This is a genomic window from Pseudomonas eutrophicaquae, assembly GCF_023544715.1.
GTDB lineage: Bacteria > Pseudomonadota > Gammaproteobacteria > Pseudomonadales > Pseudomonadaceae > Geopseudomonas.
The window spans coordinates 119,021-145,979 of record NZ_JAMJEZ010000005.1 but is presented as its reverse complement, the minus strand read 5'-3'; the positions used below and the strand labels follow the sequence as shown (position 1 = coordinate 145,979).

18 protein-coding genes are annotated in these 26,959 nt (G+C 65.9%); 1 reads left to right on the top strand and 17 read right to left on the bottom strand.

Annotated elements, in window-relative coordinates:
- The 9 genes from MXC11_RS03965 to MXC11_RS03925 all read right to left on the bottom strand — a co-directional run.
- The coding region (locus MXC11_RS03965; protein ID WP_250005661.1) for an Ig-like domain-containing protein at positions 1–803 on the bottom strand (803 nt) is incomplete at its 3' end.
- Positions 804–950: 147 nt separating this feature from the next.
- Positions 951–2,051 carry a glycosyltransferase gene (locus MXC11_RS03960; protein WP_250005659.1) on the bottom strand — a complete coding sequence of 367 codons (1,101 nt, stop codon included), beginning with the start codon at positions 2,049–2,051 and terminating at the stop codon, positions 951–953.
- 3 nt (positions 2,052–2,054) lie between these two features.
- Positions 2,055–3,341 (bottom strand): class I SAM-dependent methyltransferase, encoded by a 1,287-nt coding sequence (locus MXC11_RS03955; RefSeq protein WP_250005657.1) that lies wholly within the window; start codon positions 3,339–3,341, stop codon positions 2,055–2,057.
- Complete coding sequence (locus tag MXC11_RS03950; protein ID WP_250005655.1) at positions 3,335–4,558, bottom strand: ABC transporter ATP-binding protein; 1,224 nt, start codon at positions 4,556–4,558, stop codon at positions 3,335–3,337. Before MXC11_RS03950 ends, MXC11_RS03955 begins: the two co-directional genes overlap by 7 nt.
- Positions 4,559–4,612: 54 nt before the next feature.
- A complete protein-coding gene (locus MXC11_RS03945; RefSeq protein WP_250005653.1) occupies positions 4,613–5,902 on the bottom strand; it encodes a glycosyltransferase in 1,290 nt (429 codons plus the stop codon).
- Between the two features lie 50 nt (positions 5,903–5,952).
- On the bottom strand, positions 5,953–10,020 hold the full coding sequence (locus MXC11_RS03940; RefSeq protein ID WP_250005651.1) for a DUF4214 domain-containing protein: 4,068 nt from the start codon (positions 10,018–10,020) through the stop codon (positions 5,953–5,955).
- A gap of 262 nt (positions 10,021–10,282) precedes the next feature.
- Positions 10,283–13,648: a glycosyltransferase family 4 protein gene (locus MXC11_RS03935; protein ID WP_250005649.1), complete on the bottom strand. Its 3,366-nt coding sequence runs from the start codon at positions 13,646–13,648 to the stop codon at positions 10,283–10,285.
- Positions 13,649–13,725: 77 nt separating this feature from the next.
- On the bottom strand, positions 13,726–14,772 hold the full coding sequence (gmd, locus tag MXC11_RS03930; RefSeq protein ID WP_250005647.1) for a GDP-mannose 4,6-dehydratase: 1,047 nt from the start codon (positions 14,770–14,772) through the stop codon (positions 13,726–13,728).
- Between the two features lie 76 nt (positions 14,773–14,848).
- Positions 14,849–16,246: a glycosyltransferase family 4 protein gene (locus tag MXC11_RS03925; RefSeq protein ID WP_250005645.1), complete on the bottom strand. Its 1,398-nt coding sequence runs from the start codon at positions 16,244–16,246 to the stop codon at positions 14,849–14,851.
- A 226-nt stretch (positions 16,247–16,472) separates the two neighbouring features.
- Here MXC11_RS03925 and MXC11_RS03920 point away from each other — a divergent pair, with 226 nt between their 5' ends.
- The gene (locus MXC11_RS03920) at positions 16,473–17,588 is read left to right on the top strand and encodes a glycosyltransferase family 4 protein (RefSeq protein WP_250005643.1); all 1,116 of its coding nucleotides are present in this window, start codon (positions 16,473–16,475) and stop codon (positions 17,586–17,588) included.
- A gap of 6 nt (positions 17,589–17,594) precedes the next feature.
- On the opposite strand, the gene MXC11_RS03915 is transcribed toward MXC11_RS03920, so the two are convergent.
- The 8 genes from MXC11_RS03915 to waaA all read right to left on the bottom strand — a co-directional run bounded on the left by MXC11_RS03915 (position 17,595) and on the right by waaA (position 26,895).
- The gene (locus MXC11_RS03915; protein ID WP_250005641.1) at positions 17,595–17,855 is read right to left on the bottom strand and encodes a DUF6447 family protein; all 261 of its coding nucleotides are present in this window, start codon (positions 17,853–17,855) and stop codon (positions 17,595–17,597) included.
- A 119-nt stretch (positions 17,856–17,974) separates the two neighbouring features.
- A complete protein-coding gene (locus tag MXC11_RS03910; protein ID WP_250005632.1) occupies positions 17,975–20,005 on the bottom strand; it encodes a polysaccharide biosynthesis protein in 2,031 nt (676 codons plus the stop codon).
- Positions 19,999–21,018 carry an MraY family glycosyltransferase gene (locus MXC11_RS03905; RefSeq protein ID WP_250005630.1) on the bottom strand — a complete coding sequence of 340 codons (1,020 nt, stop codon included), beginning with the start codon at positions 21,016–21,018 and terminating at the stop codon, positions 19,999–20,001. Before MXC11_RS03905 ends, MXC11_RS03910 begins: the two co-directional genes overlap by 7 nt.
- A gap of 1 nt (position 21,019) precedes the next feature.
- Positions 21,020–21,994, bottom strand: a complete 975-nt coding sequence (locus MXC11_RS03900; RefSeq protein ID WP_250005628.1) for a UDP-glucose 4-epimerase family protein — start codon at positions 21,992–21,994, stop codon at positions 21,020–21,022.
- Positions 21,994–23,142, bottom strand: coding sequence for a glycosyltransferase family 4 protein (locus MXC11_RS03895; protein ID WP_250005619.1), 1,149 nt, complete (start codon positions 23,140–23,142; stop codon positions 21,994–21,996). The genes MXC11_RS03900 and MXC11_RS03895 overlap by 1 nt, the downstream gene beginning before the upstream one ends.
- Positions 23,139–24,035, bottom strand: a complete 897-nt coding sequence (locus tag MXC11_RS03890; RefSeq protein ID WP_250005617.1) for a GDP-mannose 4,6-dehydratase — start codon at positions 24,033–24,035, stop codon at positions 23,139–23,141. The genes MXC11_RS03895 and MXC11_RS03890 overlap by 4 nt, the downstream gene beginning before the upstream one ends.
- A gap of 17 nt (positions 24,036–24,052) precedes the next feature.
- On the bottom strand, positions 24,053–25,495 hold the full coding sequence (locus tag MXC11_RS03885) for a mannose-1-phosphate guanylyltransferase/mannose-6-phosphate isomerase (RefSeq protein WP_250005614.1): 1,443 nt from the start codon (positions 25,493–25,495) through the stop codon (positions 24,053–24,055).
- Between the two features lie 113 nt (positions 25,496–25,608).
- A complete protein-coding gene (waaA, locus tag MXC11_RS03880; protein WP_250005613.1) occupies positions 25,609–26,895 on the bottom strand; it encodes a lipid IV(A) 3-deoxy-D-manno-octulosonic acid transferase in 1,287 nt (428 codons plus the stop codon).
- Positions 26,896–26,959: the final 64 nt, after the last annotated feature.

The following is a 26,959-nucleotide window of genomic DNA, read 5'->3' as shown; positions in this document are numbered from 1 at the left end:
AGCGACTGGTAGGCCGCGTTGGCAGCGTCGAAGGTGTAGCTGCCGTCGGCGTTGATGGTCAGGCCGGCAACGGCTTCGCCCACCAGGGCGAAGGTCAGCTCGGCGCCGGTATCGACGTCGGTAGCGACCAGCTGGCCTTCCAGCAGGGCGGCGTCTTCCGCGACAGCAGCGGTAGCGGCTTCGGCAACCGGGGCGTTGTTCGGTGCCGGCTCAGCAGCGAAGAAGCTCTCCTGGACACGGCCTTCAGCCGCACCAAACAGGACAAAGTGCTGCAGGGCCGATTGCAGATCACCCGCCTGCACGGCAGCGGCTACGTCAGGGTAGGCAACCAGGTAGGCCTGCGCATCGAAGCCTGCATACTTGCTGGCATCGATGAAGGCGGCACGGCCTTCGGCCTTGCCGAACAGGGCGTAGTGCTCAAGGCCCGAGGCCACATCGCCGGAAATCACGGCAGCGGCTACGTCGGGGTTGGCATCAAGATAAGCCTGCTCATCAAAGTCGGCGTACTGGTTGGCAAAGCCGTAGTTGCGGCCTTCAGCCTGACCAAACTGCAGGTAGTGGGCAAGGCCCGAGGCCAGCTCGCCCGCCTCTACGGCAGCCGCTACATCAGCGTTGAGGCGCAGATACTCCGCCTCATTGAAGCCAGCAAACGGGCGGTTCTCTCTGACACCAAACAGCTCGAAGTGCTGCAGGCCACTGGTGAGTTCACCGCGCGCAACGACGGCTGCTACATCGGGGTTATTGGATAGGTAGTAGGCTTCATTCCAGCCCGGCAGGAGGAACGTTTCAGTATTCAACGCCATATTCTCGTCATCCGTAAAAGTAGTGGTGCCAGTAAACCAAGCACAGCAGCTTGACCAACTGAGAGGTGGATAGCCGTATCGGCCTGGTCAGCGAAGGCTGCAACAGGCGTAACGAACAACCATCACTAAACAATAGCCAAAAAATCCTCAACCGTCCAACATGCCAGGCTGACAGCCCAGCTGCTCCTGGCACCAGCGCCCGAGCTGCTCGGCCAGCACCGCCCGCCCGTAACGCTGCAGGTTGCGCTGCGCTCCGGCCAGTACCCGGGCGCGCAGATCAGGCTGCTGCTCGAGCAAGGCACTGGCCAGGGCAAGGTGCAACGGGTCTTCCCCCTCCAGCAGCAGTCCGCCCTCGCCCAGGGTATCGGGAATGTTGGAGGTGGCCAGTGCCAACATCGGCAAACCGGCCTGCGCCGCCTCGATCAGCGGCATGCAGAAGCCCTCGTGGGCGCTGGCGCACCAGTACTGGCGGGCATGGGCGTACAACCAGCGCAGCTCGGCGTCGTTGCATTTGCCTGGGAGCAGCACCCGGCCGAGCAGGCCCAGCTGGGCTGTGTGCTGATGCAGGCCGTGGGCATACGCCTCACTGGTGGTGCCGCCGACCAGCAACAGGCGGGCGCGGCGGGCAAACTCGGCGCCATGCTGCTGGCACAAATGATAAAAGGCCTCGATCAGCAGGTGCTGGCGCTTGTTCTCGGCCAGCCGCCCGATGGCCAGGTAGTACTCGGCCTGCGGCGGCTGCGCAGCAAGAAAGGCCGGACGCTGCTGCACGCCGCCCAGGCGCGCCAGATCAACCAGCAGCGGCAGCTGCGCCACCGCCGTGTAACCCGCCGCACTCAGCTCGGTGGCATTGAGGGCCGAGACCGCCAGGGCCGCCACAAAACGGCTGCGCCAGGCCTGCAGCTGCAGGCGACCCTGCTGCGCGTAGTGATGCAGCACGCTGCCCGCCGGGAAGAACGCCGCCGGGGTGATGTTGTGGTAGACCAGCGCACAGGGACATGGCAGCGCCAGCAGCCAGTCGCCATGTTCGTGGCCCATGGAGTGGTGGTAGAGCAGCAGGTCAGTGCGGGTGGCATCGAGCTGCTGGGCGTCGTGCACCTCGCCCTGCAGCTCGGGCGGGCGGCTGAAGCTGTAGATGTCGGAGGCATAACCCAGTTCGCGCAGCAGGCTGCGGATGAACAGCAGGCTGTTGGTCACGCCATCCCCCACGGCCACTGTGGGGGCGAACTGATCGATTCGAGCGTTCATGGCTTACCTGCGAGCAGTGACGGCGTAGTCCTGCGGGCCGTAGAACAGCGCATCACAGCGCCGGGCGACTTCGCTGTCCTCATCCAGCGCGTACTCGCGGGGGATCGGATTGAGGCGATGGAGGGTCACCTCGGCAAAGCCCTTGAACTGCACCAGAAACTCGGTCAAGGCCGGCGGCAGCGGGTGCCGGTGTGTCGGGTCGGTGTAGAAGTGGGTGGCCGCGGTGATGAGGTTTTCAGGGTTGGGCGTCTCAAAGATCAGCAGCCCCCCCGGGGCCAGCACCCGCAGGCACTCATCGAGCAGGGTGTTGAGCTGGGCAAAGCTCAGGTGCTCGATCACATGGAAGGCGCTGATCACCGCCACGCTGCCCGGCGCCTGAGCGGCCAGCCAGTACAGGGCATCGGCCTGCTCAGCGGCCAGGCCGCGTTCGTGGCAGGCGGCCACATTCAGGGCATTGAGGTCGATGCCGATGCGCGCACAGCCGGCCGGCAGCATCTGTAGCCACTCACCACGCCCGCAACCGATATCCACCAGCGGCAGGCCCTGCTGCAGCGGCGCCACCTCGGCAAGCAGCGGCAGGTAGTAGGCAAGCCGCTCGCGCAGGGTCGCCTCGTCACCGCGAAAGCGGTCTTCGAAGGCTCGATAGAAACTCTCAGGGATAGCCGCCAGCGCCGCCGGCACCGCAGGGGGGCTGACCGGCGTGACCACCTGCGGAGCCTGCAGGGCCTGCAGGCTGGCCAGCTGCTGCACCTGCTGCTCCAGCAGGTGTTGCAGCTGAGCCACCTGGGCCTGCAACTGGGCCTGCTGGCGCTGCTGCAGGGTGAAGCGCGCCCGGTAATGCCGCTCGCGCGCCTCGGCATTCAGGCTGGCATAGGCACTGAGCAGCAGCCGGCCGAGCAGCGGAATGGCGCGCAGGCGTACCTTGAGGCGTGCCCGGCGCAAGCCATGCACCGCGGCCCCGTGGGCCAGGCCCTCGGCACTGTAGCGCAGCGCGGCGAGCCATTCGAACTTGTCCAGTCCGCCCCAGAGCTGCGCCAGCCCCTGCTGCAACTCCTCGGCCGTGGCCAGACGGCCCAGCAGATAGCTGTAAGCACCGCTGACCAGCGCTTCATCCTCCAGCACAATCAGCGCTTCCCAGCTGTCTGGCAGCGTGGGAGGCGGCGCACTGCTGGGGGCAAACACCGGCAACGGCGCGGCACGGGCGGGGCTGGCCCGGTAACGGGCAGCCTCCTCGGCGATGCGCCGGTTCAGCTCGGCAAAGTCGATCTCGGGGTTGTTGGGGATCAGCATATCGGCTCCTGCTGGCGAACAGAGGTGCTGCAGAGGTCGAGGTCCTCCAGGGTGGCTGACAGGTCGCACACTCCGCCAAAGAAGCCGCGCTGGATGCCGGCCACCTCGAAGCTCAGGGCATTGTCGCGCCAGTGGAAGCAGCGGCGAGTGTGGTCGGCACCATCGTGCAGCGCCAGAGTCAGGGTGTACTTGCCGGGCGCCAGGCGCATCGGGAAGCGGTAGCGCAAACGACGACGTTCACCCGCGGCCAGTGCCAGCGGGTAGCCCAGGTAATGACTGTTGGTCCCGTAGATGTCCTGGCCGAAGCGGTCACGAATCATCAGGCCCAGGGAGACATCCTCCAGCGCCACCCGGGCGCTGATGTCGACATCCAGCTGCGCGGTGTCGCCACTGGCCAGGATGGCACTGCCCGAGCCTTCTCCGGCAAAGGTGATCTGCTCGATGCGCGCCTCCAGGGTGCCGTAGCCTTCGCTGACCGGCCGCTCGCCGCCCCCCTCGTCCTCACCGGCCAGCAGCTGGTTGTAGAGGTTGACGGCATTCTCCGGCACGTCATCGGCGACGATCCGCCCCTCGCTCAGGACGATCGCGCGATCGCAGATCATCTTCACCGCGTTGAGGTCGTGGGAGACGAAGATGATCGAGCCGCCACGGGCGCGAAACTCCTTGATGCGGCGCATGCACTTCTGCTGGAAGTGGCCATCACCGACCGACAGCGCCTCATCGATCAGGAAGATATCCGGGTCGGCATGAATGGCGATGGCAAAGGCCAGGCGCATGGTCATGCCCGAGGAGTAGGTACGGATCGGCTCCTCGATGAACGGGCCCAGCTCCGAGAAGGCGATGATCGCCTCGCGGCGCGCCTCGATCTGCTCGCGGGTCATGCCCAGCAGCAAGCCGTTGCCGACGATGTTCTGCGCACCGCTGAGGTTGGGGTCAAAGCCTGTACCCAGCTCCAGCAGGCCGGTGACCCGGCCATTGACGCGAATCTGCCCGTGGTCGGGCAGCAGCACCCCGTTGAGCAGCTTGAGCAGGGTCGACTTGCCGGCACCGTTGCGACCGAGAATGCCCAGGGTCTCGCCGCTGGCCACGCTGAACGACAGATGATCCAGCGCACGATGGCGGCGATGGAAACTGCGGCGCAGGACGATTTCCTTCAGGCGGTGCCAGGGTCTGCTGTAGAGCTTGAACTCCTTGCAGACGTTATCCACTTGCAGCATGCAGCGACTCGCAATGGTTGGGAGGGGGCGGATTCTAGCAGGGAAGCGGGGGCTCTACCCGCTCGCCAGCTGCATCACCCAGGCCAGCTGATGGGGCAGGCAGACGCGCTGCAGGTCGTAGTGGGTCTGGGCGAAGGTGCGCGCATGATGCCCGAGGCGCTGCCGGGCTTCGGGGTCGTCGAGCAGTGTGCAGATCTCCCCAGCCAGGGCGTGCGGATCGAAGAAGCTCACCAGCCGGCCGGTCTCATCGTGGCGGATGGCCTCGTGCAGCGGCTGGGTGTCGCTGGCAACGATCGCGCAACCGGCGCTCATTGCCTCCAGCAGGCTCCAGGAGAGGACAAACGGGTAGGTGAGGTAGACGTGTACGCGGGAGAGCTGCAGCAGCGGTATGAAGTGCTGATAGGCGATCTGGCCGAGAAAATGCACGCGCGCCCAGTCGGCATCGCTGATCTGTGGACGAACCTCGCGGATGAATATCTCTTTCCAGCTGCGCCCATCAGCAGGGCGGGCACCATAACTCACCTCCTCGCCACCCACGATCAGCACACGCGCCTGCGGACGCTGCGCCAGCAGCATTGGCAGGGCCCGCATGAAGGTGTGATAGCCGCGATAAGGCTCAAGGTTGCGGTTGACGAAGGTGATGACCTCGTCAGCGCGGGTCAGCTGCAAGGGGCCGCGGGCCGTCTGCAGCCGCAGGCGCACACCAGGATCAGGCGCCACCAGACGAGTATCGATGCCATCATGAATGACGCTGATCTTGCGGCGAATCGCCTCGGGAAAGGTACTGGCTTGCCAGTGGGTCGGTGAGATCACCGCATCAGCCTGCGGGTATTGCAGGTCGTTGTTGAGGTTCTTCAAGCGCAGGCGACAGGCATCCGCCACCGGGTCGGCTGCGGGGAATTCGGGGTCAAAGCCGGTGTCCGCCCCGCGGGCGTGGTAGTAGAACTCGGCGTACAGACCAAGGCGTACGGCGGGCCAGACCTCGCGGATGAACAGCGGTTCGCCCCAGCCAGGATGGGCGATCACCACATCCGGCGTGTAGCCCTGACGCTGCAAGGCCAGACAGGCATTCAGACAGGCCTGGGCACGGATGGTCTTGGCCTCGAGATCAGCAATCCAGGGATGCACCTCACGCGAGCTGTTGCGGGCAACCTGGTAGGTAAGGACGCGTACGCCCTGCCAGTTCGTCTCAGCGGTCGGCGCCTCCTGCTGGGCGGATGAACGCCGATCCAGGGGCTGCAGGCACAGGGCCGTCACCTGATGACCCGCGGCCGCCAGGACGGGCGCCAGGTGCAGGAACTGCCCCGGGAAGTTCTGATGGATAAAGAGGATTTGCAGAGTCAAAAAAAAGGCCCCTCACCTGGGTGAGGGGCCTATGTTACCTAAATCAGTGCTTAGACAGCAGTGATCAGGAAGCTGTTGGCGTCAACGCCGACCAGCTGGACTTGACCGTCGACGGTGTCCAGGGTGACCGGGGCCGCCAGAGCAACACCACCTGTGAAGGTGACGCTTGCGCCTGCAGCACCGTAGATCTCGACAGCGTCAGCAGTCTCGATGGTCACCAGCAGACCAGCCTGCGCGCCACCGGCGGCGTTCAGGGCGCCCGGCACCAGCGAGGAGGTCGCCTGGTTGGCCAGGAACTCGGAAGCCTCGAGGCGGAAGGTGCTGTTGACGGTAGCGGACTGGTCAACGAGAGCAACAGCATCCAGACCCTGCACGTTACGGTAGTCACCGAAGGAGATATCGGTCACTTCGTTACGGACAGTGTTGGCAACCACCAGGAGGGTATCCTGGGTGCTGTTGTCTTCATCGATCAGGTTGGCAGCAGCGAGGTCGAACTCGTCGAAGCGCAGGTTGCTGAAGCTGTTGAACGAGCGCTCGTCAACGACCACCACGTCACGCGCGGTACCACCGAGGAAGTTCACGAAGGAACGATCGGCAGACAGAACGCTGGTCGGGCTGTTGAGCACATCACCCAGGGCACGCAGATCCAGAGTCTGGGTCAGGTTCAGGGCGTTGTTGGACTCGATGATGATGTCGTCGTCATTGACACCATGCTCGACGGTAGTGACGGTCAGCACACCAGTGGTGTTGTAGGCATTCATGTTGCCCAGCACGCCAGCGGTGAACAGGCCATCATTGTTGCCGTCAGTACCCTGAGCAGCACCATCAACCGGCAGAGCAGCACCGTACACGTAGTTGGTCACATCACCGACGCTGACGTTCTGATCCATACGAGCGATCAGGTTCTCGGTCAGGGTGAAGTTCACGCCACCGTTGGTGAACTGACGCAGCTCGGCAGTAGTGGCTGCAACAGCAGTCCCTGCACCGGCACCACGCAGATCGAACAGCTCGAAGCCTTCGACACGGCTGCTGTCAGAGAAGGTCACAGCCTCTTGAGTGCGGCCGGCATCATTGCTGACCAGGATGAACTGGTCGATGGAGCCATCGTTACCGCCAGAGATGGTGTCATCGTTCTTCAGATCACGAGCACGCATCAGCATGACGTCAGCATCGGCACCCAGCTCGACGTGCAGGGTGTGATCGGTGTCAACGGTGGTGTCGGCATTGAGGATGCTGACCACATCACGACCAGTGCGGCCGTAGATCTCGGTCACGCCGTTCACGACGCCCTTGGTGGTGACGGTCAGGGTATCGTCGCCAGCGCCCAGGTCGATGTAGTTGGCCGGAGCGTTAGCGATCGGCGCAGTGCTGACGCTGCTCACGACAACACGGTCGTCACCCTCGCCTGCCAGTACAGTCACGTTGCCAGTACCGACCAGGTCGATGACATCGTTGCCGCCGCGGGTGTTCACCTGCTTGATGCCGTTGGTGTAGATGGCCACGGTATCGTTGCCGTTACCTGCATCGACAGTGACATCGCTGGCCGGCAGAACAGCGGCAGCAGCAGCGGCACCTTCGATGGCATCCAGCACGCCGTTACCGTTCAGGCCACGCTGCACGAACACGTTGTCACCGTTGCCAAGGTTGGCGTAGGTGTTGTTGATGTCGTTGACGTAGATGCGGTCGCTGTCGGCAGCAGTGCCTGCCAGAGCGGCATTGGCGAAGTAGCTGTCAGCCACGAAGTTGGCATTGACGTCACGGGCAGCACGAGTGACTTCTTCACCACGCACGCCACGCAGTGCCGGCGCGTTCAGGTCCTCGACCAGGTGCTCGCCAGTCACAGCGTTGTCACCGTAGATGACCAGATCCAGCACGGTGTCTGTCGGCAGACGGTTGCCTGCGGTGGTGACAATGATGGTGTCCTGACCCAGACCACCGGCAATGCGGTTGTTGGCTACGCCCGCGTCGCCCGCATCATTCAGATCGCCATCGGCGGAGTCTTCGACGTACAGGGTATCGTCGCCGTTACCCAGATCCACCAGGGAGATCATGTTGGCTTCAACCTGGCCGGCGATGACCACCTGATCGTTACCCTCGCCACCGTAGACGGTGACTTCCTGGCCAGCAGCAAAGCCGTAGCCATCGTTCAGGCTGTCGGCCTGACCAAGGGTGCGGAAGCTGTTCTCGGTGTTGTTGTGCTTGATGACATCATCACCTGCGCCACCACGGATCAGGTCGTTGCCACGACCTGCGACGACGGTGTCGTTGCCAGTGCCGAGGTCAATGATCTTGTTGATGGTACGCACACCAAAGTTGACGCTGTCGTCACCCTGCGAGCCAATGTAATTGAACACCTGGCCTGCGGCATCGAAGACGCCGTTGCTGATGTCCAGGGTCAGGTCAGCCGTCGGCAGGGCGGCGTAAGCAGCCTGGGCCTGATCAACACCGGCAAAGTGTGCACCGGCATTGACGGTACGGATGCTGGCATCCAGCGCGTAGGAAGCGCTGCTCAGGGCGAAGTCACGCAGCACGCTGTTGCTCAGGTCAAGCACGTCGAGTGCCGGAACCACACCGTAGTCGTAACCCTCGCCGGTGGTATCGGCCACAGCCAGCTGCTGTACAACATTGACTGTAGAGATGCGGGTGTTGCTCGCCAGGACTTCTTGTTCCTGCTGGAAGGCCAGACCGATCTTCAGCTGGGCATCGCCAGTGATGTTCAGGGTGTCGACCACATTGCCAATGTTCAGGTCAACCACCTCGTTACGGTAGTTGCGCGAGGCACCTGCCGGCTCCTGAACGAAGGAGTTGATGGTCAGGGTGTTGATCTCGGACTGGCTGGCAGCGTCCTGACCGTAGAAACCGGTCGGCAGCGAAGTGCTGACGCCCTGACGGCCTTGGCCATCGTTGTTGCTGATACCCAGTGCATTCGCCTCGCCCACCAGAGCCGGGTTGGCAGCATTGGCGAAGGTGGTGCTGGTCGGCAGCTGATTGACGGACACACCAGTGGCCGGAGTCTCGCCGAAGTTGATGGTCAGGCCACGTGCTTCGGCCAGGTCAAGAGTGACCTTGTCGTTGCCGGCAGTCGCTGCTTCGTCATCGAACAGGAAGTTGTGAGCGCTGTTGGTATCAATGATACGAATGCGCGTGCCGTCGATGGTCTGGATATCGTTGAAAGTCAGCGCAGAACCGCTCAGCTCGCTGTCGATGGAAGCGATGACCTTGAGGTCCGGAGCGGAGCTCAGGGTAATGATGGTGTCGACGGTGTCGGAATCACGGTTGCCACCAGAAGTTGCAGCCGGATCGGTGAAGGCGTTGTTGCCACCGTTGATGCCGTCAGCCAGGGTATCGGCCACGGCATTTTGGCTGAGCGAGGTACGCGCGGTGACTTCCAGCACTTCAACGCTGGTGGTGCGCGGCTCGATCAGCTTGAAGCCGGCGGTGATTTCGCTGGCAGTGTAGTCGGCGTTGCTGACGGTCAGCTTGAGGGTGTCGTTACCGGCACCGCCATTGATGCTGTCGGCAAACTGCAGGGAAGCAGCGTTGGCCAGGAAAGTATCGTTACCGGCAGTACCCTGCAGGCTGTTGACGTTCGCATCCAGGACATAAACGTTACCAGTGATGCTGCCAGCCTGAATATTGGCCAGGGCGGCCTGTACGGACTGGGAAGTAGCATCCACAGCTGCGATGGCATCAGCCGCTGCAGCGGCGGTGAAGTTGGCACCCGCCGTGGTGGTATAGGACTGGGCAACCTGCACCTTGTTGTCGACAACCAGACGGTCAGCGGCAGAGGCGCTGTTGAGGAAGGCAACGATCAGTTGATCGACCGGCACGCGACCCGCTTCCACTTCACCGACCCAGTAAGCCAGACCAGCCGGCTCGGCAGCACGCTCGAACAGGTTCTCGTAGATCTTGGCAACGGTCTGGGTGACGGTCAGACCCGCATAGGTGTTGGCGTATTCCGGCTGCTCGTTGACGAAGTTGGCGCGCAGGTTTTCCAGGGTCAGGCCGGAGGCCGGATTGTTCAGCTCGGCCAGCCAGTAGTCGAGACCAGCCTGGTCAGCAGCGCGACCCAGGTAGCCGACATACAGCTGTTGCACTTGTGCAGAGGTAATAGCCATTACTTTTGTATCTCCGTGATAAGTCGAATCGACATGCAGGCTTTCCTTGCGGAACGAGACCCGTCGGCCCCAGCCTGTTGCCATGCCCCAACGGGGCATAGCCCCCGTACAAGGGAAGGTCGGCTTGCGCCGGCCGCAGGCAGCTTACCGAGCTGGCTTGCGTTTGCAAGTCACATAACTGATGAGCTGACCATCGGCCGGAATGCTACCCGTTTTGCGCGTAGCCACACAAGCAACCCATCAAACCAGCTATTGACTGACGTCAATATCTTGTCATCAGCGCCGCCAGTATATTTCGCAACCTCACTGAGATTATTGGCCAGGAATGCGTATTCAACCAGTTTTTCTGGCGCACTTGCAGACCATGGTCGAGTGCTTGACGCAGGCCCGCCTGCAGCGCCGCCACATCGCAGCCGGGCAGGAAGGTCACCGCCTCGGCCACGTCCTCGAAGATCTCCAGCGGGGTGCAGAGCACCGGCTTGCCGGTGCACAGCCCCCAGCGTACGGCCGCACTGGAGGACTCCTGGGTGTGCTGGTAGGGGAAGACGATGCCATCGGCCTGCGCCAGCCAGGCCAGCGACTCCTTATCGCTCAGGTAGTCGGTGATCAGCGTCACCCGACCGGCCAGATCAGCCGCGGCGATGCGCTGGCGGTAGCGCTCGGCCAGTGCGCTCGACTCAGCAATCGGGTAGCAGGCGGTGACCAGCAGCAGGTGCAGGTCGGCACGCTCGGCCGCCAGCCCGGCGAAGGCCTCGATCAGCTCGCCAATGCCCTTGTGGGGCAGCAGGAAGCCGTAACTGGCCAGCACGGTGCGCCCGGCCAGCCCAGCCGTCCGCTGAGCGGCACCCGGGGTGATCGCCGGCGGCTGCAGCACGCCATGCGGGAACAACAGCAGGTTGTCGCGCAGGCCCATGGCTTCGAGGCGGTGAATATCGGCCACGCTGTGAACCAGCAGGCGGTTGCAGTGTCTGAGCGTGTCGCGCAGATCACGCAGGCTCTTGAGGGTTTCGCCGTGCTGTACGTCGGCGGTGGAATGGAAGATCACCAGGGTGACGATGCCGCGGGCATGCGCCCATTCGAGCAGCGCGGCAAAGGCGCTCAGGGCAAAAAAGGAGAAATTGAACTGGATCAGCAGGCAATCGATGGCGCCTTCGGCAATCGCCTCGCGCAGGCGTTGCAGGTCGTCCCCCTCCCCGGCACTCCAGACGCGCCGCACGTTGTCGCCATCGATGCGGATGGGCTCGGCGTTGTCGTTGGCCAGGAGGGTGCAGGCCTCGGCAAGGCCACTGCCCAGCAGGTGCTGGCTGTAGGTGGCGATGCCGCAGGCGCTGTTCCAGGTGGTGATGCAGCCAAGGCGCGGCGCGGGCTTGAGCAGCGGCTGGCGGCTGGCGGTCTCGATGGCCTGCACGGTGGCGCGGGCGACCGCCCGCCAGGTGTAGCGCTGGCTGATCAGTTGCAGGGCGGCCTCGGTCCGCGCACCGGTCATCTGCGCCAGCTGGCCTGTCACAAAAGCGTCAGCAAATTCACGCAGGATTGACTTGAGATGTTCCGCACAGGGCTCGAACCACAGCGAGGCGGCGGCTTGCAGGTGGCTGCGCGCGCGCACCGGCTGAGCATCGATCAGCCAGGCGGTTTCGGCGGTGCAGAAGTCTGTCTGTCCGCCGCGGGCCGTGGTGATCACCGGCAGGCGGTGCAGCATGGCCTCGGCCAGCGGCAGGCCAAAGCCCTCGCCACGCGAGGGCGCGACCAGTACATCGGCCAGCTGGTAGAGCGCGCGCAGGGCATTGTCCGGCAGGTCCTGGTTGATCAGCTCCACCGCGGGCGGATTCGGGTGTGCGGCACGCCAGGCGGCCAGCTCGGCGGCGATGTCGTGGTGCGGATTGGGGAAGGTCTTGATGATCAGCCGCACCGGGTCAGCCGCGCTGAAGGCGGCACCATAGGCCGCCAGCAGCACGTCCACGCCCTTGCGCGGGAAGCAGGAGGAGACGTGCAGCAGGGTCAGGCGTCCGGCCGCCGCGCTCAGTGCCGGCAGCCGGCTGGCATCAGGCGCAGCCCGCAGGATGTGGTCGGCGCCAAGGCCTACGGTGACGATCGGCGTGGTGATGCCGTTGTCCTGCAGGGTGCGGGTCACCCAGGAGGACATGCTGGTGATCAGCTGCAGGTGCTGGTTGAAGTCGCGGCAGAAGGCCTGCGGCAGTGCGGATTCTTCCCAGCCATAGCAGGACAGCACGTTCAGCTCGCCGCCCATGCCGGTGACCCGCGGCGGATAGAGCAGGCGCAGCACGTGGCGGGCAGGCTCCTCCCCTCTCTTACATAGGTCGGCGCAGTCGGGGTTGTCGCGCAGAAAACCGCCATCGACGGCAATCGGCCCCGGCCCTTCGGTCGCGCGCAGGGCGACGCGGCGGCACTCCTCGGCCAGTGCGCGGGCCAGCTCGCGGTTGACCAGCGCCAGGCTGTAGCTGCTGTCGAACGGCCCTTCGATACGCTCGTCCACCGGCTCGACGGCAGCGTGCCCGGCGGCGGGCTGCGGCGCAAAGGTGTGGGCCGGCAGGGCGATGGCAAAGCCGGCCAGGTAGTCGCGCAGGCGCTCATAGAGTGGCTGGTAGGCGAACTCGGCGAGCCGGGCGCGGCCCTGGCGGCGCAGGTACTGGCGCAGGGCGGGGTTTTCCATCAGCTGGGCGATGGCGGCGGCGACCTCGTGGGGCTCGTCGCTGTCCAGGATCAGCCCGGCACCTGCCAGGGTGTGTTGGATGTTGCTGGCCGGGGCGTTGTAGGCCAGCACGGGCAGATCGTGGGCCATGGCCTCGATCAGCGGCATGCCAAAGCCCTCGTGGCGGCTCAGGCAGACAAACAGGTCGCTGTTGCGGTAGTGGGCGGCCAGGCGGGCCTCGTCAACCTTGCCGGTCAGGCAGACGCAGCCCTCAAGCCCCAGTTCGGCAATCCGCGCCTGCAGCTGGTCGCGGTACTCCGGCACGGTGAAGCCGCCCACCAGGTTGAGCTGCAGCGGCACGCCCACCTGGCGCACCAGACAGGCGAAGGCTTCGATCAGTGCTTGCTGGTTCTTGTGCGGCATCACCCGGCCGACGAACAGCAGGGTAAAGGGCCGCGGGTAATCGCTGCGGGCGCCGGCCAGCGGCGCGAGGCGCTCCAGATCGACCAGCAGGGGGATCTCGGCCAGCTGCGCCGGATCATGGCCATGCTTGCGCAGCTCCTCGAGGTTTTGCCGCGAGTCGGCGATGCTGCCGGCCAGCCAGTCCTTCCAGGTGTCCACCTGTTGCCAGCCGTGGGCCAGCATCGGCAGGATCGGGTGCCCGGCAGGAAACAGGCTGGCGGGGGTGATGTTATGGAACACCATGAACTTGCGCTCAGGCAGTGCGCGCAGCCAGTCCTCATGGGGGTTGCCGATGCCGTGATGCACCAGCAGGGCATCCGCGCTGCCGGGGCGGTATTCGCTCATCGGCAGGATATCGCCCTGCAGGGCGGCGGGGATGTCGGCGCAGTAGATCTCGGAGGTGAGGCCGGCCAGGCGCAGCAGCTTGCGGGTCAGCAGCATGCCGTTGCTGATGCCATCGCCTGGGGTGATGTCGATGGCGAACTGGTGGATCACAGGCAGGGTCGATCGGGGCATGACAAGGTCCGGAGGGGGGATGGAAAAAGGGGCCGCACAGGCGGCCCCTTCCGGGCAGATCAGCGGGCGTGACCAGCTCAGTACGACTTGCCGCTCGCCACCCGCGCCAGGTCAGCCTCGACCATCAGCTTGCACAGCTGCTCGAGGCTGGTCTGCGGCTGCCAGCCGAGGATGTCACGGGCGCGCTGCGGGTCGCCGATCAGCAGGTCCACCTCGGCCGGGCGGTAGAAGCGCGGGTTGACCTGCACCACGGTCTTGCCGCTGCTGCGGTCGATGCCGCGCTCCTGCTCGGCACTGCCCTGCCAGTCCAGCTCCACGTTGACCGCCTTGAAGGCCATGCTGACGAAGTCGCGCACGGTTTCGGTGCGGTTGGTGGCCAGCACGAAGGTGTCCGGCTCATCGGCCTGCAGCATGCGCCACATGCCCTCGACGTACTCCTTGGCAAAGCCCCAGTCGCGCTTGGCATCGAGGTTGCCCAGTTCCAGGCAGTCCTGCTGACCGAGGGCGATGCGCGCCACCGCGTCGGTGATCTTGCGGGTGACGAATTCCTTGCCGCGCAGCGGGGACTCGTGATTGAACAGGATGCCGCTGGCCCCGAAGATGCCGTAGGACTCGCGGTAGTTGATGGTCATCCAGTGGGCGTAGAGCTTGGCCACGCCGTAGGGGCTGCGCGGGTAGAAGGGAGTGGCCTCGGTCTGCGGGATGCTCTGCACCTTGCCGAACATTTCCGAGGTGGAGGCCTGGTAGAAGCGGATCTTCGGGTTGACGATGCGGATCGCTTCGAGCAGGTTGACCGCGCCAAGGCCGGTGATCTCGGCGGTGGTCAGCGGCTGATCGAAGGAGACGCCGACAAAGCTCTGCGCGGCGAGGTTGTAGACCTCGTCAGGCGCGGCGTGCTGCATCAGGCGGATGCTGGCGGAGAGGTCGGTGAGGTCGTGCTCGACCAGCTCGAGGTTCTCGTGCCCGGCGATGCCCAGCTCCTCGATGCGCCAGAAGTTGACCGAGCTGGTGCGCCGGTAGGTGCCGTAGACCTTGTAGCCTTTTTCCAGCAGCAGTTCGGCAAGATAGGCACCGTCCTGACCGGTGATGCCGGTGACGATGGCGGTTTTGCGGGGCATGTTCATCCTGGGGACCCTTGAAGTCGTGACCGGTTGTGCCCCATGACCTGCGGCAGCAACCCGAAAATTCAGGCGCGACAGCCTAGCTGGAAACCCCGGCAGACTCCAGTCCTGCGCCCGCGCCCTCGCCCATCGCCAGTACGCGCTCCAGCAGCTGGCGGCTGCTGTCGCGCCAGCTCAGCCAGCGGTAGCCCTCGGCCACCTTGAGCGCGTCCGGCAGACCCTCGCGCTCGATGGCCTCGATGCGTTCGGCCAGATCCGCCGGACGCGCTAGGTCGAAGTAGCCGATCTGTTGCGCGCCGATCTCGCGGTGGATCGGTGTGTCGCTGGCCAGCACCGGCAGGCCCTGGGCAAGGCTTTCGACGATCGGCAGCCCGAAGCCTTCGACGATCGAGGGGAACACCAGGCAACGCGCCTGCTGGTAGCAGCAGGCCAGCTCGGCATCATTGAGATCACTCCAGTGCTGCAGGCGGCGGCCGTATTCGGGGTGATTGCGGATCCGGCGCATCAGCGCCTCGACCTTCCAGCCGGTGCGCCCGACGATCACCAGACTGACATCCACCCCGCGCGCCCAGAGCTGCTCGAAGGCATCGAGCAGGTAGGCGTGGTTCTTGCGGGGCTCGACGGTGGACACCATCAGGTAGGCCGGGCGGGCGCTGAGGGCGCTGCGCAGCGCGTCGCGCACGCTGTCGGTCTCGCCGGCGTGATAGGCAAAGTCACCGCCCAGCAGGAAGTGATCCAACGGCAGGCGCGCCGCCTGCTGCGGGTACTCGCGCTGCAGGAAGTCTTCCAGGCTCTGCTGTACGGTCCTTGAGATGCCGATATAGCCGTCGACCTGCTGCACCGAGTCACGCAGCCAGCGGGAGAAGTTGGCGATATGCCCGGCGTCGCAGAACTGCGGATGGGTCAGTGGAATCAGGTCATAGACGACGGCCACGGCCTTGCCACCTTGCTGGCGGAAGGCTGAGACGCTGCGCCAGATGTCACAATTCCAGGTGGAATCGATCAGCAGCAGCAGATCGCCCGGCGTGACCGGCAAGGCCTGCGAGCGGCCCTGCGTGGCAGGCACCGCCCGCGTGCGCCACTGACGCAGTGCACGCAGCGGTCGCAGGACGCTCCGCTCAATCAGCCAGGCCAGACCGAACTGGGTACGCGGCGCATACAGAAACCGCCGCACGGCAGGCTGATCCGCCGCCAGTGCCGAGAGCAGATCGCGGCCGGCATCGAACACACGGCGCAGATAGCGCTGCAGACGCCGCTGGGCCGGGCTGGGCGCCGCCGCGGCCGAGGGGTACAGCTGCGCCAGCTGCACGGGCTCGAAGCGGCCGTGGGCCATCTGCACCGGCTGAATGCGCAGCGCAGGGTCATGCGCCGTCAGGGCCTGGAGGTTTTCCAGGACCCGGCGCACCACGCGCTGTATCCCGGTGTTGAGGTGGGGCGCCTGCGCCAGAAACGAGCAGTCGACATACAGGGTTTTCACGCTACCGCCTTGATGGGTCGCAGATTGCAGGAAGCAGGCCAGCCAGCCCGATGATGGCTGGCGAGACTAGCGACAAACGCCGGCAGACTCCAGCCGCACCGCACAAGGCGCCCCTTTCCTGTCGACCCGCTCAAGCCTCGCTGCACGGTGATGCCCTGCATTTCTGGACGGCGTTGCAACGATGATAGAGTAAGCCCCCCGCGGCTCTGACTCAGGCAACCCTTCCATGCGCGTTCTGCACTTTTTCAAGACTTACCTGCCGGACACCACCGGCGGTGTCGAGCAGGTGATCTTCCAGCTCTGCGAGGGCACCCGCGCACTTGGGGTCGATGCCGAGGTACTGACCCTGAGCCCTGCGCCAGTACCGCGCCAGCTCACGGTCGGCAGCCACCGGGTGACGCGGATTCGCGAGGATTTCAACCTGGCCTCCACCGGCTTCTCCCGCGAGGCCTTCGGCTGCTTTGCCCGGATGAGCCGCGAGGTGGACCTGATCCACTTTCACTTCCCCTGGCCATTCATGGATGTGGTGCACTTTGCCACCCGCCATGGCACGCCAGCGGTGCTCAGCTATCACTCGGACATCGTCAAGCAGCGGGCGCTGCTGCAGCTGTATCGGCCGCTGATGCGGCGCTTTCTGGCCCGCATGGGGCGGATTCTGGTCTCCTCGCCCAATTACCTGCAGAGCAGCCCCGAGCTTGAGCCCTTGCGTGAGCGCTGTACGGTGGTGCCGTTCGGACTGGACGAGGCGGCCTATCCCCGCCCAGACCCTGCCCGTCTGGAACACTGGCGCACGCGCTGCGGCGAGGGGTTCTTCCTGTTTGTCGGGGTGCTGCGCTATTACAAGGGGCTGCACCATCTGCTGGATGCGCTGGCCGGCACCGACTGGCCGCTGGTGATCGTTGGCAGCGGGCCGATGGAGGATGAATTGAAAGCCCAGGCGGCGCGGCTGGGGCTTGGCCATGTGCAGTTTCTTGGCCGGCTCGACGATGCGGACAAGATGTGCCTGCTGCAGCTGTGCCAGGCGCTGGTCTTCCCTTCGCACCTGCGCTCGGAGGCGTTCGGCATTTCCCTGCTGGAGGCAGCGATGTGCGGCAAGCCGATGCTCTCCTGCGAGATCGGCACCGGCACGACCTTTGTCAATCTTGATGGCGAGACGGGTTACACGGTGCCGCCGGCAGACCCGCTGGCCCTGCGCTCGGCCCTGCAGCGCCTGCGCACCGAGCCGGAGCGCACCGCCGCGCTGGGCCGCCAGGCCCGGCAGCGCTTTGAGACGCTGTTTCGTGCCGAGCGCATGTGTACCGAGACGCTGGCGGTGTACCGCGAGGTGCTGGAGGGGCGCTGAGAGCGATCAAGCCTTCTTGCTGCCTGCCTTGACCGCGGTCTTGGTTTTGCTCATGACCGGGGCCTCTTCCGGAGCCTGTTCGACAACACCCGTCAAGGCCGCCACATAGGCATTACGGGCGGTCTGGGTTATCGCCAGTTGCTGCTGAAGGCGGACAATCTCGGCATCGACGACTCGAATGTTGGCAAGCTGATTGCGCGCCGCTTCGTTCAGATCGGCCAAGGCATACGTCTTGCCATTGAGGGTAATGCTGGGCACTTCGGACATACAGTCTCTCCTTTGGTGATCACATGCAGATAGCCAGAGCAGAAGCATCACCCGTCGCACCGCTGTTCGGTAGCCAGCAGGTATCCGCTTCTGCCCCAATCATGGTGGGGGTCGGGATTCTAACCTGTAACGCAGTCTGGCGCTGTCTCAGGCAGGGAGGTATTCGCCGGCCGATCATACAACCAGTCGACGATGTCACCCTCGGGACGGTAGCCATCGACATGCGCCAGCAGCAGGGCGCGCACCGTGACAAAGTCATCGGCGCGCAGCGCCGCTTGCAAGCTGGCCAGTAGCTCGCGCAGCGCCGCCCAGTCCAGGTATTGCTCGCGGGCACGGCAGATCATCGGATGATCGGTGGCGGTGACGTTGTCGCCGATCAGCAGCTCCTCGTAGAGCTTCTCGCCGGGGCGCAGGCCGGTGTAGGCGATGGCGATATCGCCCAGCGGGTGGGTGTCGCTGCGCACGCTCAGGCCCGAGAGGTGGATCATCCGCTCGGCCAACTCGGCAATGCGCACCGGCTCGCCCATGTCCAGCACATAGACGTCACCGCCCTGCCCGTCCATGGCGCCGGCCTGGATCACCAGCTGCGCCGCCTCGGGGATGGTCATGAAGTAGCGGTTGATCTGCGGATGGGTGACGGTGACCGGCCCGCCCCGGCGGATCTGTTCTCGAAACAGTGGAATCACCGAGCCCGATGAGCCCAGCACGTTGCCAAAGCGCACCATGGCAAAGCGGGTGCGATTGACCGGCGCCGGCTCCTCGCGCCCGTACAGCACCGGCTGCGCCTCGCTGGCCAGCGCCTGCAGCACCATCTCGGCCAGCCGCTTGCTGCAGCCCATCACATTGGTCGGACGCACCGCCTTGTCGGTGGAGATCAGCACAAAGTGCCGCACGCCGGCGATGATCGCCGCCTGGGCGGCATTGAGGGTACCCAGCACGTTGTTGTGGATGCCCTCGGCGATGTTGTGCTCGACCATCGGCACATGCTTGTAGGCGGCCGCGTGATAGAGGGTGTCGATGCGCCAATGGCGCAGCACATCCAGCAGGCGGCTGTGGTTGCGAATCGAGCCGAGGATCGGCACCACCTCAAGCCCCGGCGCCAGACGCTGCAGCTCCTGGTGAATGGCGTAGAGGGCGTATTCGCTGTGCTCCAGCAGCACCAGCCGGCGCGGCGCCTGGGTGATGATCTGCCGGCACAGTTCGCTGCCGATCGAACCGCCAGCGCCGGTGACCAGCACCGCCTGATCGCGGATGCAGCGCGCCAGCAGTCCGGCATCGGGGGCGACGGCATCACGGCCGAGCAGGTCGGCGATGTCGACCTCCTGCAGGTCATCGACCTTGACCCGGCCACTGGCCAGGTCCATGAAGCCTGGCATCGAGCGCACCGGCACCGCGTAGCGCTCCAGGGCATTGAGCACTTCCCGGCGCCGGGCACGGCTGGCCGAGGGGATGGCGAGGAGGATTTCGGCCGGCTGCAGATCCTCCAGCAGCTCGGTGATCTGCGCCGGGGCGTAGACCCTGAGGCCGGCAATCAGCTGATGCTGGATGCCCGGATTGTCATCGATGAAGGCCACCGGCTGCATGGCGCGCCCAAGGCGCAGCGCCGCCACCAGCTGATTGCCGGCAGCGCCAGCGCCATAGATGGCCACCCGCGGCAAAGGATGCTGGCGCGCGGTACGGCTCACCAGACCGAGACCGGCATCCAGCCAGTTGCCGAGAAAGAACTGGCGCATCAGCAGGCGCAGCCCGCCCACCAGGCACAGGCTCAGCCACCAGTAGTTGAACACCAGCGAGCGCGGCACGAAGGCGGGCGCATCCTGATACCAGTAAATGGCCAGGGCCAGCAGCAGCGCCGAGAGGCTGATGGTGCGCAGCAGGGTCCACAGGGCGTCGTTGCCTACATAGCGCAGCACCGCCCGGTACAGGCCGCTGCGGATGTACAGCGGGATGGCCAGCAGCGGCGCCAGCACGAACAGCCAGGCATGCCCGCCCAGCGGTTCAACCCCCTCGCTGCCGCCAAGGCGCAGCACGAAGGCCAGCCACAGCGCCAGCCAGACCAGCAGCAGGTCGACGACCACCTGCAGCAGGCGCTTGCGGCTGCGTGGCAGGGCCAGCAGATGGCTGCGCAGGGCCTCCAGACGATTCAACATTCACGGTCCTCCATGCGTCCAGCACCCAACAAAATGGCCAGAAAAAGTAGTGGCAACCAAGCTAACAGCAGACCAGATAACCCCTCGAGCCAGCCCGTGGCCACCAGCAGAGCCAGCGGCAACAGCCAGAGCAGGTTGATCAGTGTCACCGCGATGCTCACCCGGCGATGGCTGCCCCAGCGCCGCGCCGCGCGCTGATAGGCATGACTGCAATGTGCTTTATAAAGCACCTCGCCTCGCAGCAGGCGGCGCAGCAGGGTCCAGCTGGCATCGACGATGAACACCCCCAGCAGGATCAGCCAGCTCCACAGCAGCACGGGCTGCTGGGCGGCGGCATGCAGGGACAATACGCCCAGGCTGATCCCCAGAAAGCAGCTGCCGGCATCGCCCATGAAGATCCGCGCCGGCGGCAGGTTCCAGTACAGAAAGCCCGCCACCGCCGCCGCCAGCAGCAACAGCACCGCACTGCCCTCACCGCCGACCAGCATCAGCAGCAGCACGCCCCCCAGACACACGCTCAGCGCCTCGAGGCTGGCGATGCCATCGATGCCATCCATGAAGTTGTACAGGTTGAGCAGCCAGACCAGGTACAGCAGACCCAGTACCCAGCCGGCGGCGCCCAGTTCCAGTGACATGCCCCACAGCAGCAGCGGCGGCAGCCCTCCCAGGCAGTACAGCACCCACAGGGCGGCCAGCCCATGACCGACCAGGCGCACGCGCGCCGGCAGCGGACGGTGGTCGTCGACAAAGCCGAGCAGGGCCATGCTGCCCCCCGCGCCGAGCAGCGCCAGCAGCAGCGCGCTGTCGATCAAGCCTGCTGCCCACACGGGCGGCAGGCCGCTGAAGAAGGCCAGCACGATGGCCACTCCGCCACCGCGGGGCGTCGGTACGCTGTGCGAGCTGCGCGCGCTGGGCAGATCGAGCAGGTGACGCAGTGCGTAACGACGCAGAAGGCCGGTGAGCAGCACAGACAGCAAGGCCACAGCGGGCAGCAAAAGCCAGAGGGTATTCAACTCAGGAATGTTCCAGGTAATCGCGGACGGTGCGTTGCAAGGCGGTATCGACCGTCACCGGGGGCTGCCAGTTCAGGCGCCGGCAGGTCGCGCTGATATCGACCTGCAGTGTGCCGCACAGCCGCTCTGCCACGCCACGCCGTCCCAGCAGCACAAGGAGTGCCGTCAGCAGCCCGGCCGGCACCGGCAGCAGGCGCGGCGGGCGCTCCAGCGCACGGGCCAGGCGCCGTACCAGTTCGCGCGGCGAGAGGTCTTCGCCGTCGCTGGCCAGCAGTGTGGCACCGGCTGCTGCCGGATGGGTCAGGCAGACACGGATCAGGTCGACCAGGTTATCCAGCGCCAGCAGGCTGCGCCGGTTGCCCAGCGCGCCCAGCGGCAGCGGCCAGCCGCGGGCCACGGCCCGCAGCAGGCTACGGAAATTGGCCCGAACCCCCGGCCCGTAGACCAGCACCGGACGGATGATCACCAGCTCCAGCCCGGTCTCGGCGGCCAGTGCCTGCAGCGCCCATTCGGCTTCCAGCTTGGATTGTCCGTAGGGATCACATGGGGCGGGCGGGTCATCGGCACGCAGGGGCCGGCCGGGGCGCGAGGCCTCGCCATGGGCCTTGATCGAGCTCAGGAAGATGAAGCGGCGCACGCCAGCCGCCTGCGCCTGACGGGCCAGGGCCAGCGTTGCCTCGACATTGGACTGCCGGAAGGCGGCGAGCGGATCAGCGCCACGCTCGTTCATGACATGCACGCGGGCGGCGCAGTGCACTACCACATCGACGCCCTGCAGTGCCCCACGCCAGTCGCTATGCCCATCCAGACGCTGCACCGGCCAGTACCGCAGGCTGGCCCCCTGCTGTGGCGGTGCCTGACGGCTGGCGGCCGTGAGCGGATACCCCTGCCCGTGCAGCGCCGCCAGCAGGGCGCGGCCGACAAAGCCACTGGCGCCGGTGATCAGCACATGGGGCAAGTGTTGCGCGCGGCTCATCAGTGCGCTCCCTCCAGCACCTGCCGGTAGACCGCTACGGTCTGTTCGGCGCTGCGCTGCCAGGAGAATCTGGCCGCCTGGGCCAGACCGCGCACCACCGCACGGCGGCGCCAGTCCGCATCCTCAAGGGCGCGCTGCAGGTTGCGGGTCAGCTGTGTATCGTCCTCGGCGGCGCACATCAGGGCGGCCTCGCCAGCCACTTCCGGCAGCGAAGCGCTGTCCGAGCAGACCACCGGCACGCCGCTGGCCATGGCCTCAAGGACGGGTAGACCAAAGCCCTCATACAACGAGGGGAAGGCGAACAGCCGGGCACCTGCAAACAGCAGCGGCAGCTCGGCGCCGGGGACAAAGCCCAGGTAGCGTGCCCAACCCTCCCGCTCGGCACGCGCGATGCGGGCATGGATCGCCTCGCTGCACCAGCCCCGATAGCCAGACAGCACCAGCGGCCAGCGCTGGCGCAGCGCCAGCGGCAGCCGGCCATAGGCCGCCAGCAGGCGTTCGAGGTTCTTGCGCGGCTCGATGGTGCCGACATACAGGCTGTAGCCGCCCGGCTGCAGGCCATGGCGGGCCAGTACGCCGCGCAGGCTTTCCGCCTCGCGCACCCGAAAATCCTCCGAGCAGGCCAGCGCGACCGCCTGCACACGCTCGGCCGGAAGCCCCGTGAAGGCGATCAGCTCACGGCGGGTGAATTCGGAGTCGGTGATCAGCGCCGAAGCGCGCCCGAGACTGGCGCGCATTTCCCGCTGCAGATAGCCGATGCGCCGCGGGTCATGGCACTGCGGCCAGTAGAAGGCCGACAGGTCATGGAAGGTCGCCACACACGGCCCGGCAAAGCGCGGCAAAAAGAAGTTCGGCCCGTGGTAGAGGTGATCTTCCAGCCCACGCAGCGTGCGGCTGCGCAGCCACGGATCGATGCGGGCATACAGCTCGATCAGCAGCCGGCTCTGCTGGGCCAGGCGCTTGAGCCGGTGGCTGGCACCCGGACGGCTGTCGGCGCCGGGCAGCGCCTCGACCAGCCGCCGCCCTGATAGCAGGCGCAGCTGCTCGATCTGCTCGTGGCCACCCAGGGCACGGGCCAGCTCGAACACATAGCGACCGATGCCGGTGAGCGGGTAGCGGATCAGATCGACCGGCAGGATGACCTTCACACCGGCTCCGCCAGCATCCAGGCCAGGGTCTCGCGCAGCGGCGGGGTCTGCCAGTCCGGCAGCAGCCGGTGTAGCGCACTGGCATCGGCGCACAGGGTGCGGACCTCGCCGGCCCGCACGAAGGCCGGGTTGACCGCCACCTCAAGGTGATGGCCGCTCAGCGCGCTGCACAGGTCCAGAACCTCGCGCAGCGAATGGGCCTGGCCCGAGCCGACATTGAAGGTCTGCCCGAGCGGGCGGGTTTCGAGCAGGCCGCGGTAGGCGCGTACCAGCGCGCGCACGTCACTGAAATCGCGCCAGACATCCAGGTTGCCCAGCTCGATACGCGGCGCGCGCCGGCGAAAGTGGCTGACGATCTTGGGCAGCAGGAACTGCTCGCCCTGACCGACGCCGGTGTAGTTGAACGGCCTAGCGATCACCAGTGGCAGGCGATCGCTCCACAGGCGCGCCATCTGCTCCATCGCCCACTTGCTGACCGCATAGTCGTTGGCCGGCATCGGCAGCGTGGTTTCATCCAGCCGCCCGGCCGAGGCGTTGCCGTAGACATTGGCGCTGCTGGCCAGCAGCACGCACGCCGGCGGATGGCCACAGGCAGCGATGGCCTCCAGCAGATTGCGAGTGCCGATCAGGTTGACGCGGTAGAAGTCGTTGGCCTCGCCATGGCCGACAAAGGCCAGCGCTGCCAGGTGCACCACATAGTCAGGCTGCAGTTCAGCCAGCACCCGGCGCAGCGCTGCGGCATCCCCCAGATCCGCCTGGCGGTAGTCAGGGTCGCTGCCCGGCCGGCTGCCCAGACCAAACACCTGATAGCCGGCCCGCTGCAGCTCGGCGGCCATGTAGCGTCCAGTAAAGCCGTGGATGCCGGTGATCAGTGCACGCGGGGCGCTTGTCATCGTCTCTGCCCTGCCCTTCACTGCCCGGCACGCCCGTAGACATCCTCGAAGCGGACGATATCGTCCTCGCCGAGGTAGTCACCACTTTGCACCTCGATCAGCACCAGATCGATGACGCCGGGATTCTCCAGACGATGCCGGTGGCCGGCACGGATGAAGGTCGACTCGTTGGTGTGCAGCAGCAGGTCCTGCGCATCATTGACCACACGGGCCGTGCCGCTGACTACCACCCAGTGCTCGCTGCGGTGGTGGTGCATCTGCAGGGACAGCGAGGCGCCCGGCTTGACCACGATGCGCTTGATCTTGAAGCGCTCGCCCTCTTCGAGGGTGGTGTAGGTACCCCATGGACGGTTGACGGTGCGGTGCAGCAGATGGGCCGCATGGCCGCGCTTCTTCAGCTGGCTGACGATGTGCTTGACGTCCTGGGCGCGCTCCTTGTGGGCGACCAGGATCGCATCGGGGGTATCGACCACGATCAGATCCTCGACACCGACCAGTGCCGTCAGGCGCTCCGGGCTCTGCACGTAATTGTGGCGGGCCTCATGCAGCAGCACCTCGCCCTCGCAGCGGTTGCCTGCCGGGTCAGCCTCGGTCAGCGCGCTGATCGCCGACCAGGAGCCGATATCGCTCCAGCCGATCTCGCAGGGCACGCTGGCCACCTGCGCCGAGCGCTCCATCAGGGCGTAGTCAATCGAGATGTCCGGCACCGCCGCAAAGCTCTCGCGCTCCAGCGTCAGGGTCTGCTGCGTGCGCAGCTGACCGGCATCGGCGGCATCAAGCGCAGCTTGCGCCGCGTTCAGCACATCGGGGGCGTGCTGGGCGAACTGCTCCAGCACGCTGCCGACCTGCAGGCAGAACATCCCGGAATTCCACAGGTAGTGGCCTTCGGCCAGGTAGCGGCGGGCGGTGGCCAGATCCGGCTTCTCGACAAAGCGGCTGACCTTGAAGCCGCCATCCAGCACCCCGGCAGGATCGATCTCGATATAGCCAAAGCCGGTTTCCGGGTATTCAGGACGGATGCCGAAGGTTACCAGCCACCCTGCCGCCGCCAGCCGGCTGGCCTGCGCCACGGCGTCGGCGAAGGCGGCCTCGTCACGGATCAGGTGATCGGCCGCCAGTACCAGCATCAGCGCATCCGGGCCATGCACAGCCCGCAGCTGCAGTGCCGCACAGGCGACGGCCGCGGCGGTGTTGCGCCCGAAGGGCTCGAGAATGAAGCGGCGCGGCAGATCGGGACTTCCGCACAGGCGGTACTCGTCTTCGGTCTTGAAGAACAGCTCGCGGTTGGTGACGGTCATGATTTCCACCACCCCCTCAAGCGCAGCAGCGCGCCGGAAGGTCTTGCCCAGCAGGGTCTGGCCATCGGGCAGTGTCATGAACGGCTTGGGGTGGGTTTCTCGGGAAACAGGCCACAGACGGCTCCCGACGCCGCCGGACATGATGACCGGAATGAGCTTCATGGTGTGTTCGATCCTTGCGGGCTGGAGCCGTCGTCGCGATCGACCGCCCGATCGGCGGGTGATCTGTTCAGGGGGCGTATCTTAGCAAGCCTTGCCGGGCGGCGCGCCGGGCCTCACGCGCGCTCAGGGCCGGGCAGCAGCGCCAGGAGGCGCGCCAGCGCGCCTTGGTTGGCCTGCAGCACGCCCAGTGCTGCCACCCCCATCGCCGCGCGGCGCTCGGGCTTGGCGAGCAGATCCTGCAGGGTCGCCGCCAGGCTGTCCGCGTCATGGACGCTGCACAGGGCGCCGGCCGCCTCGAGCTGGGCGGCAATCTCGAGGAAGTTGAACCAGTGCGGGCCGCTCAGTACAGGGCGGCCGAGGGCCGCCGGCTCCAGCAGGTTATGGCCGCCATTGGCCACCAGGCTTCCGCCGACAAAGGCGAGATCGGCCAGCGCATAGAGAAACAGCAGCTCGCCGAGGGTATCGCCCAGCAGCACCTGGGTTGCCGCATCCGGTGCCTCGTTCAGGGAGCGGCGCACGCAGCTAAAGCCTTCGCGCAGGCATAAGTCATGCACCGCAGCAAAGCGCTCGGGGTGGCGCGGCACCAGAATCAGCAGCGCCGCCGGCTGTGTGGCCAGCAGCTGGCGATGGGCGGCGAGGATGATTTCATCCTCACCGGCATGGGTGCTGGCGGCGATCCACACCGGCCGCGTCGCGGCCTGCCAGGTGCGGCGCAGGGCGCGGGCCTTGGGCAGCAGCTCGGCATCAACCTGCAGGTCGAACTTGATCGAGCCGGTGACCTGCACGGCAGACGGGCGCGCACCGAGGCGGCGAAAGCGCTCGGCCTCGGCTTCGGTCTGCACGGCGATCAGCGTCAGACTGGCCAGCATCGGCCGGGTCAGCCGGGCAAACCGCGCATAGCCCCGCGCGGATTTTTCCGACAGGCGCGCATTGGCCAGCACCACGGCAATCGCGCGCGCGCGGCAGGCCGCCACGAAGTTGGGCCACAGCTCGGTTTCCATGATGATGGCCAGCCGCGGCTGCACACGATCCAGAAAGCGCGCCGCCGCCCAGGGCAGGTCGTAGGGCAGATAGCCCTGCTGCAGGCGCCCGGCGGCGATCTCGGCGGCGAACAGGCTGGCGATGCGTGCCGAGCCTGTGGGGGTCATGTTGGTGACGGTGACCACCTGCTGCGGATAACGGCTCAGCAAGGCACGGATCAGGGGCGCGGCGGCGATGCTCTCGCCCAGCGACACTGCATGCAGCCAGATGCCGCCGGCAGGCGGTGCCGGCAAGCGCAGCGCCAGACGCTCGGCGATGCGCTGGCGATAGGCCGGCGTCTGCCGACCACGCCGCCACAGACGCAGCAGGATGAAGGGCAAGGCCAGGTGCAGGAGCAGGCTGTAGAGGGTCCGGTTCATGGCGCCGGAGCATACCAGAACAGAGATCTGCGGCTGCGCTATACTCGGCGCCTTCTTTTTTGCA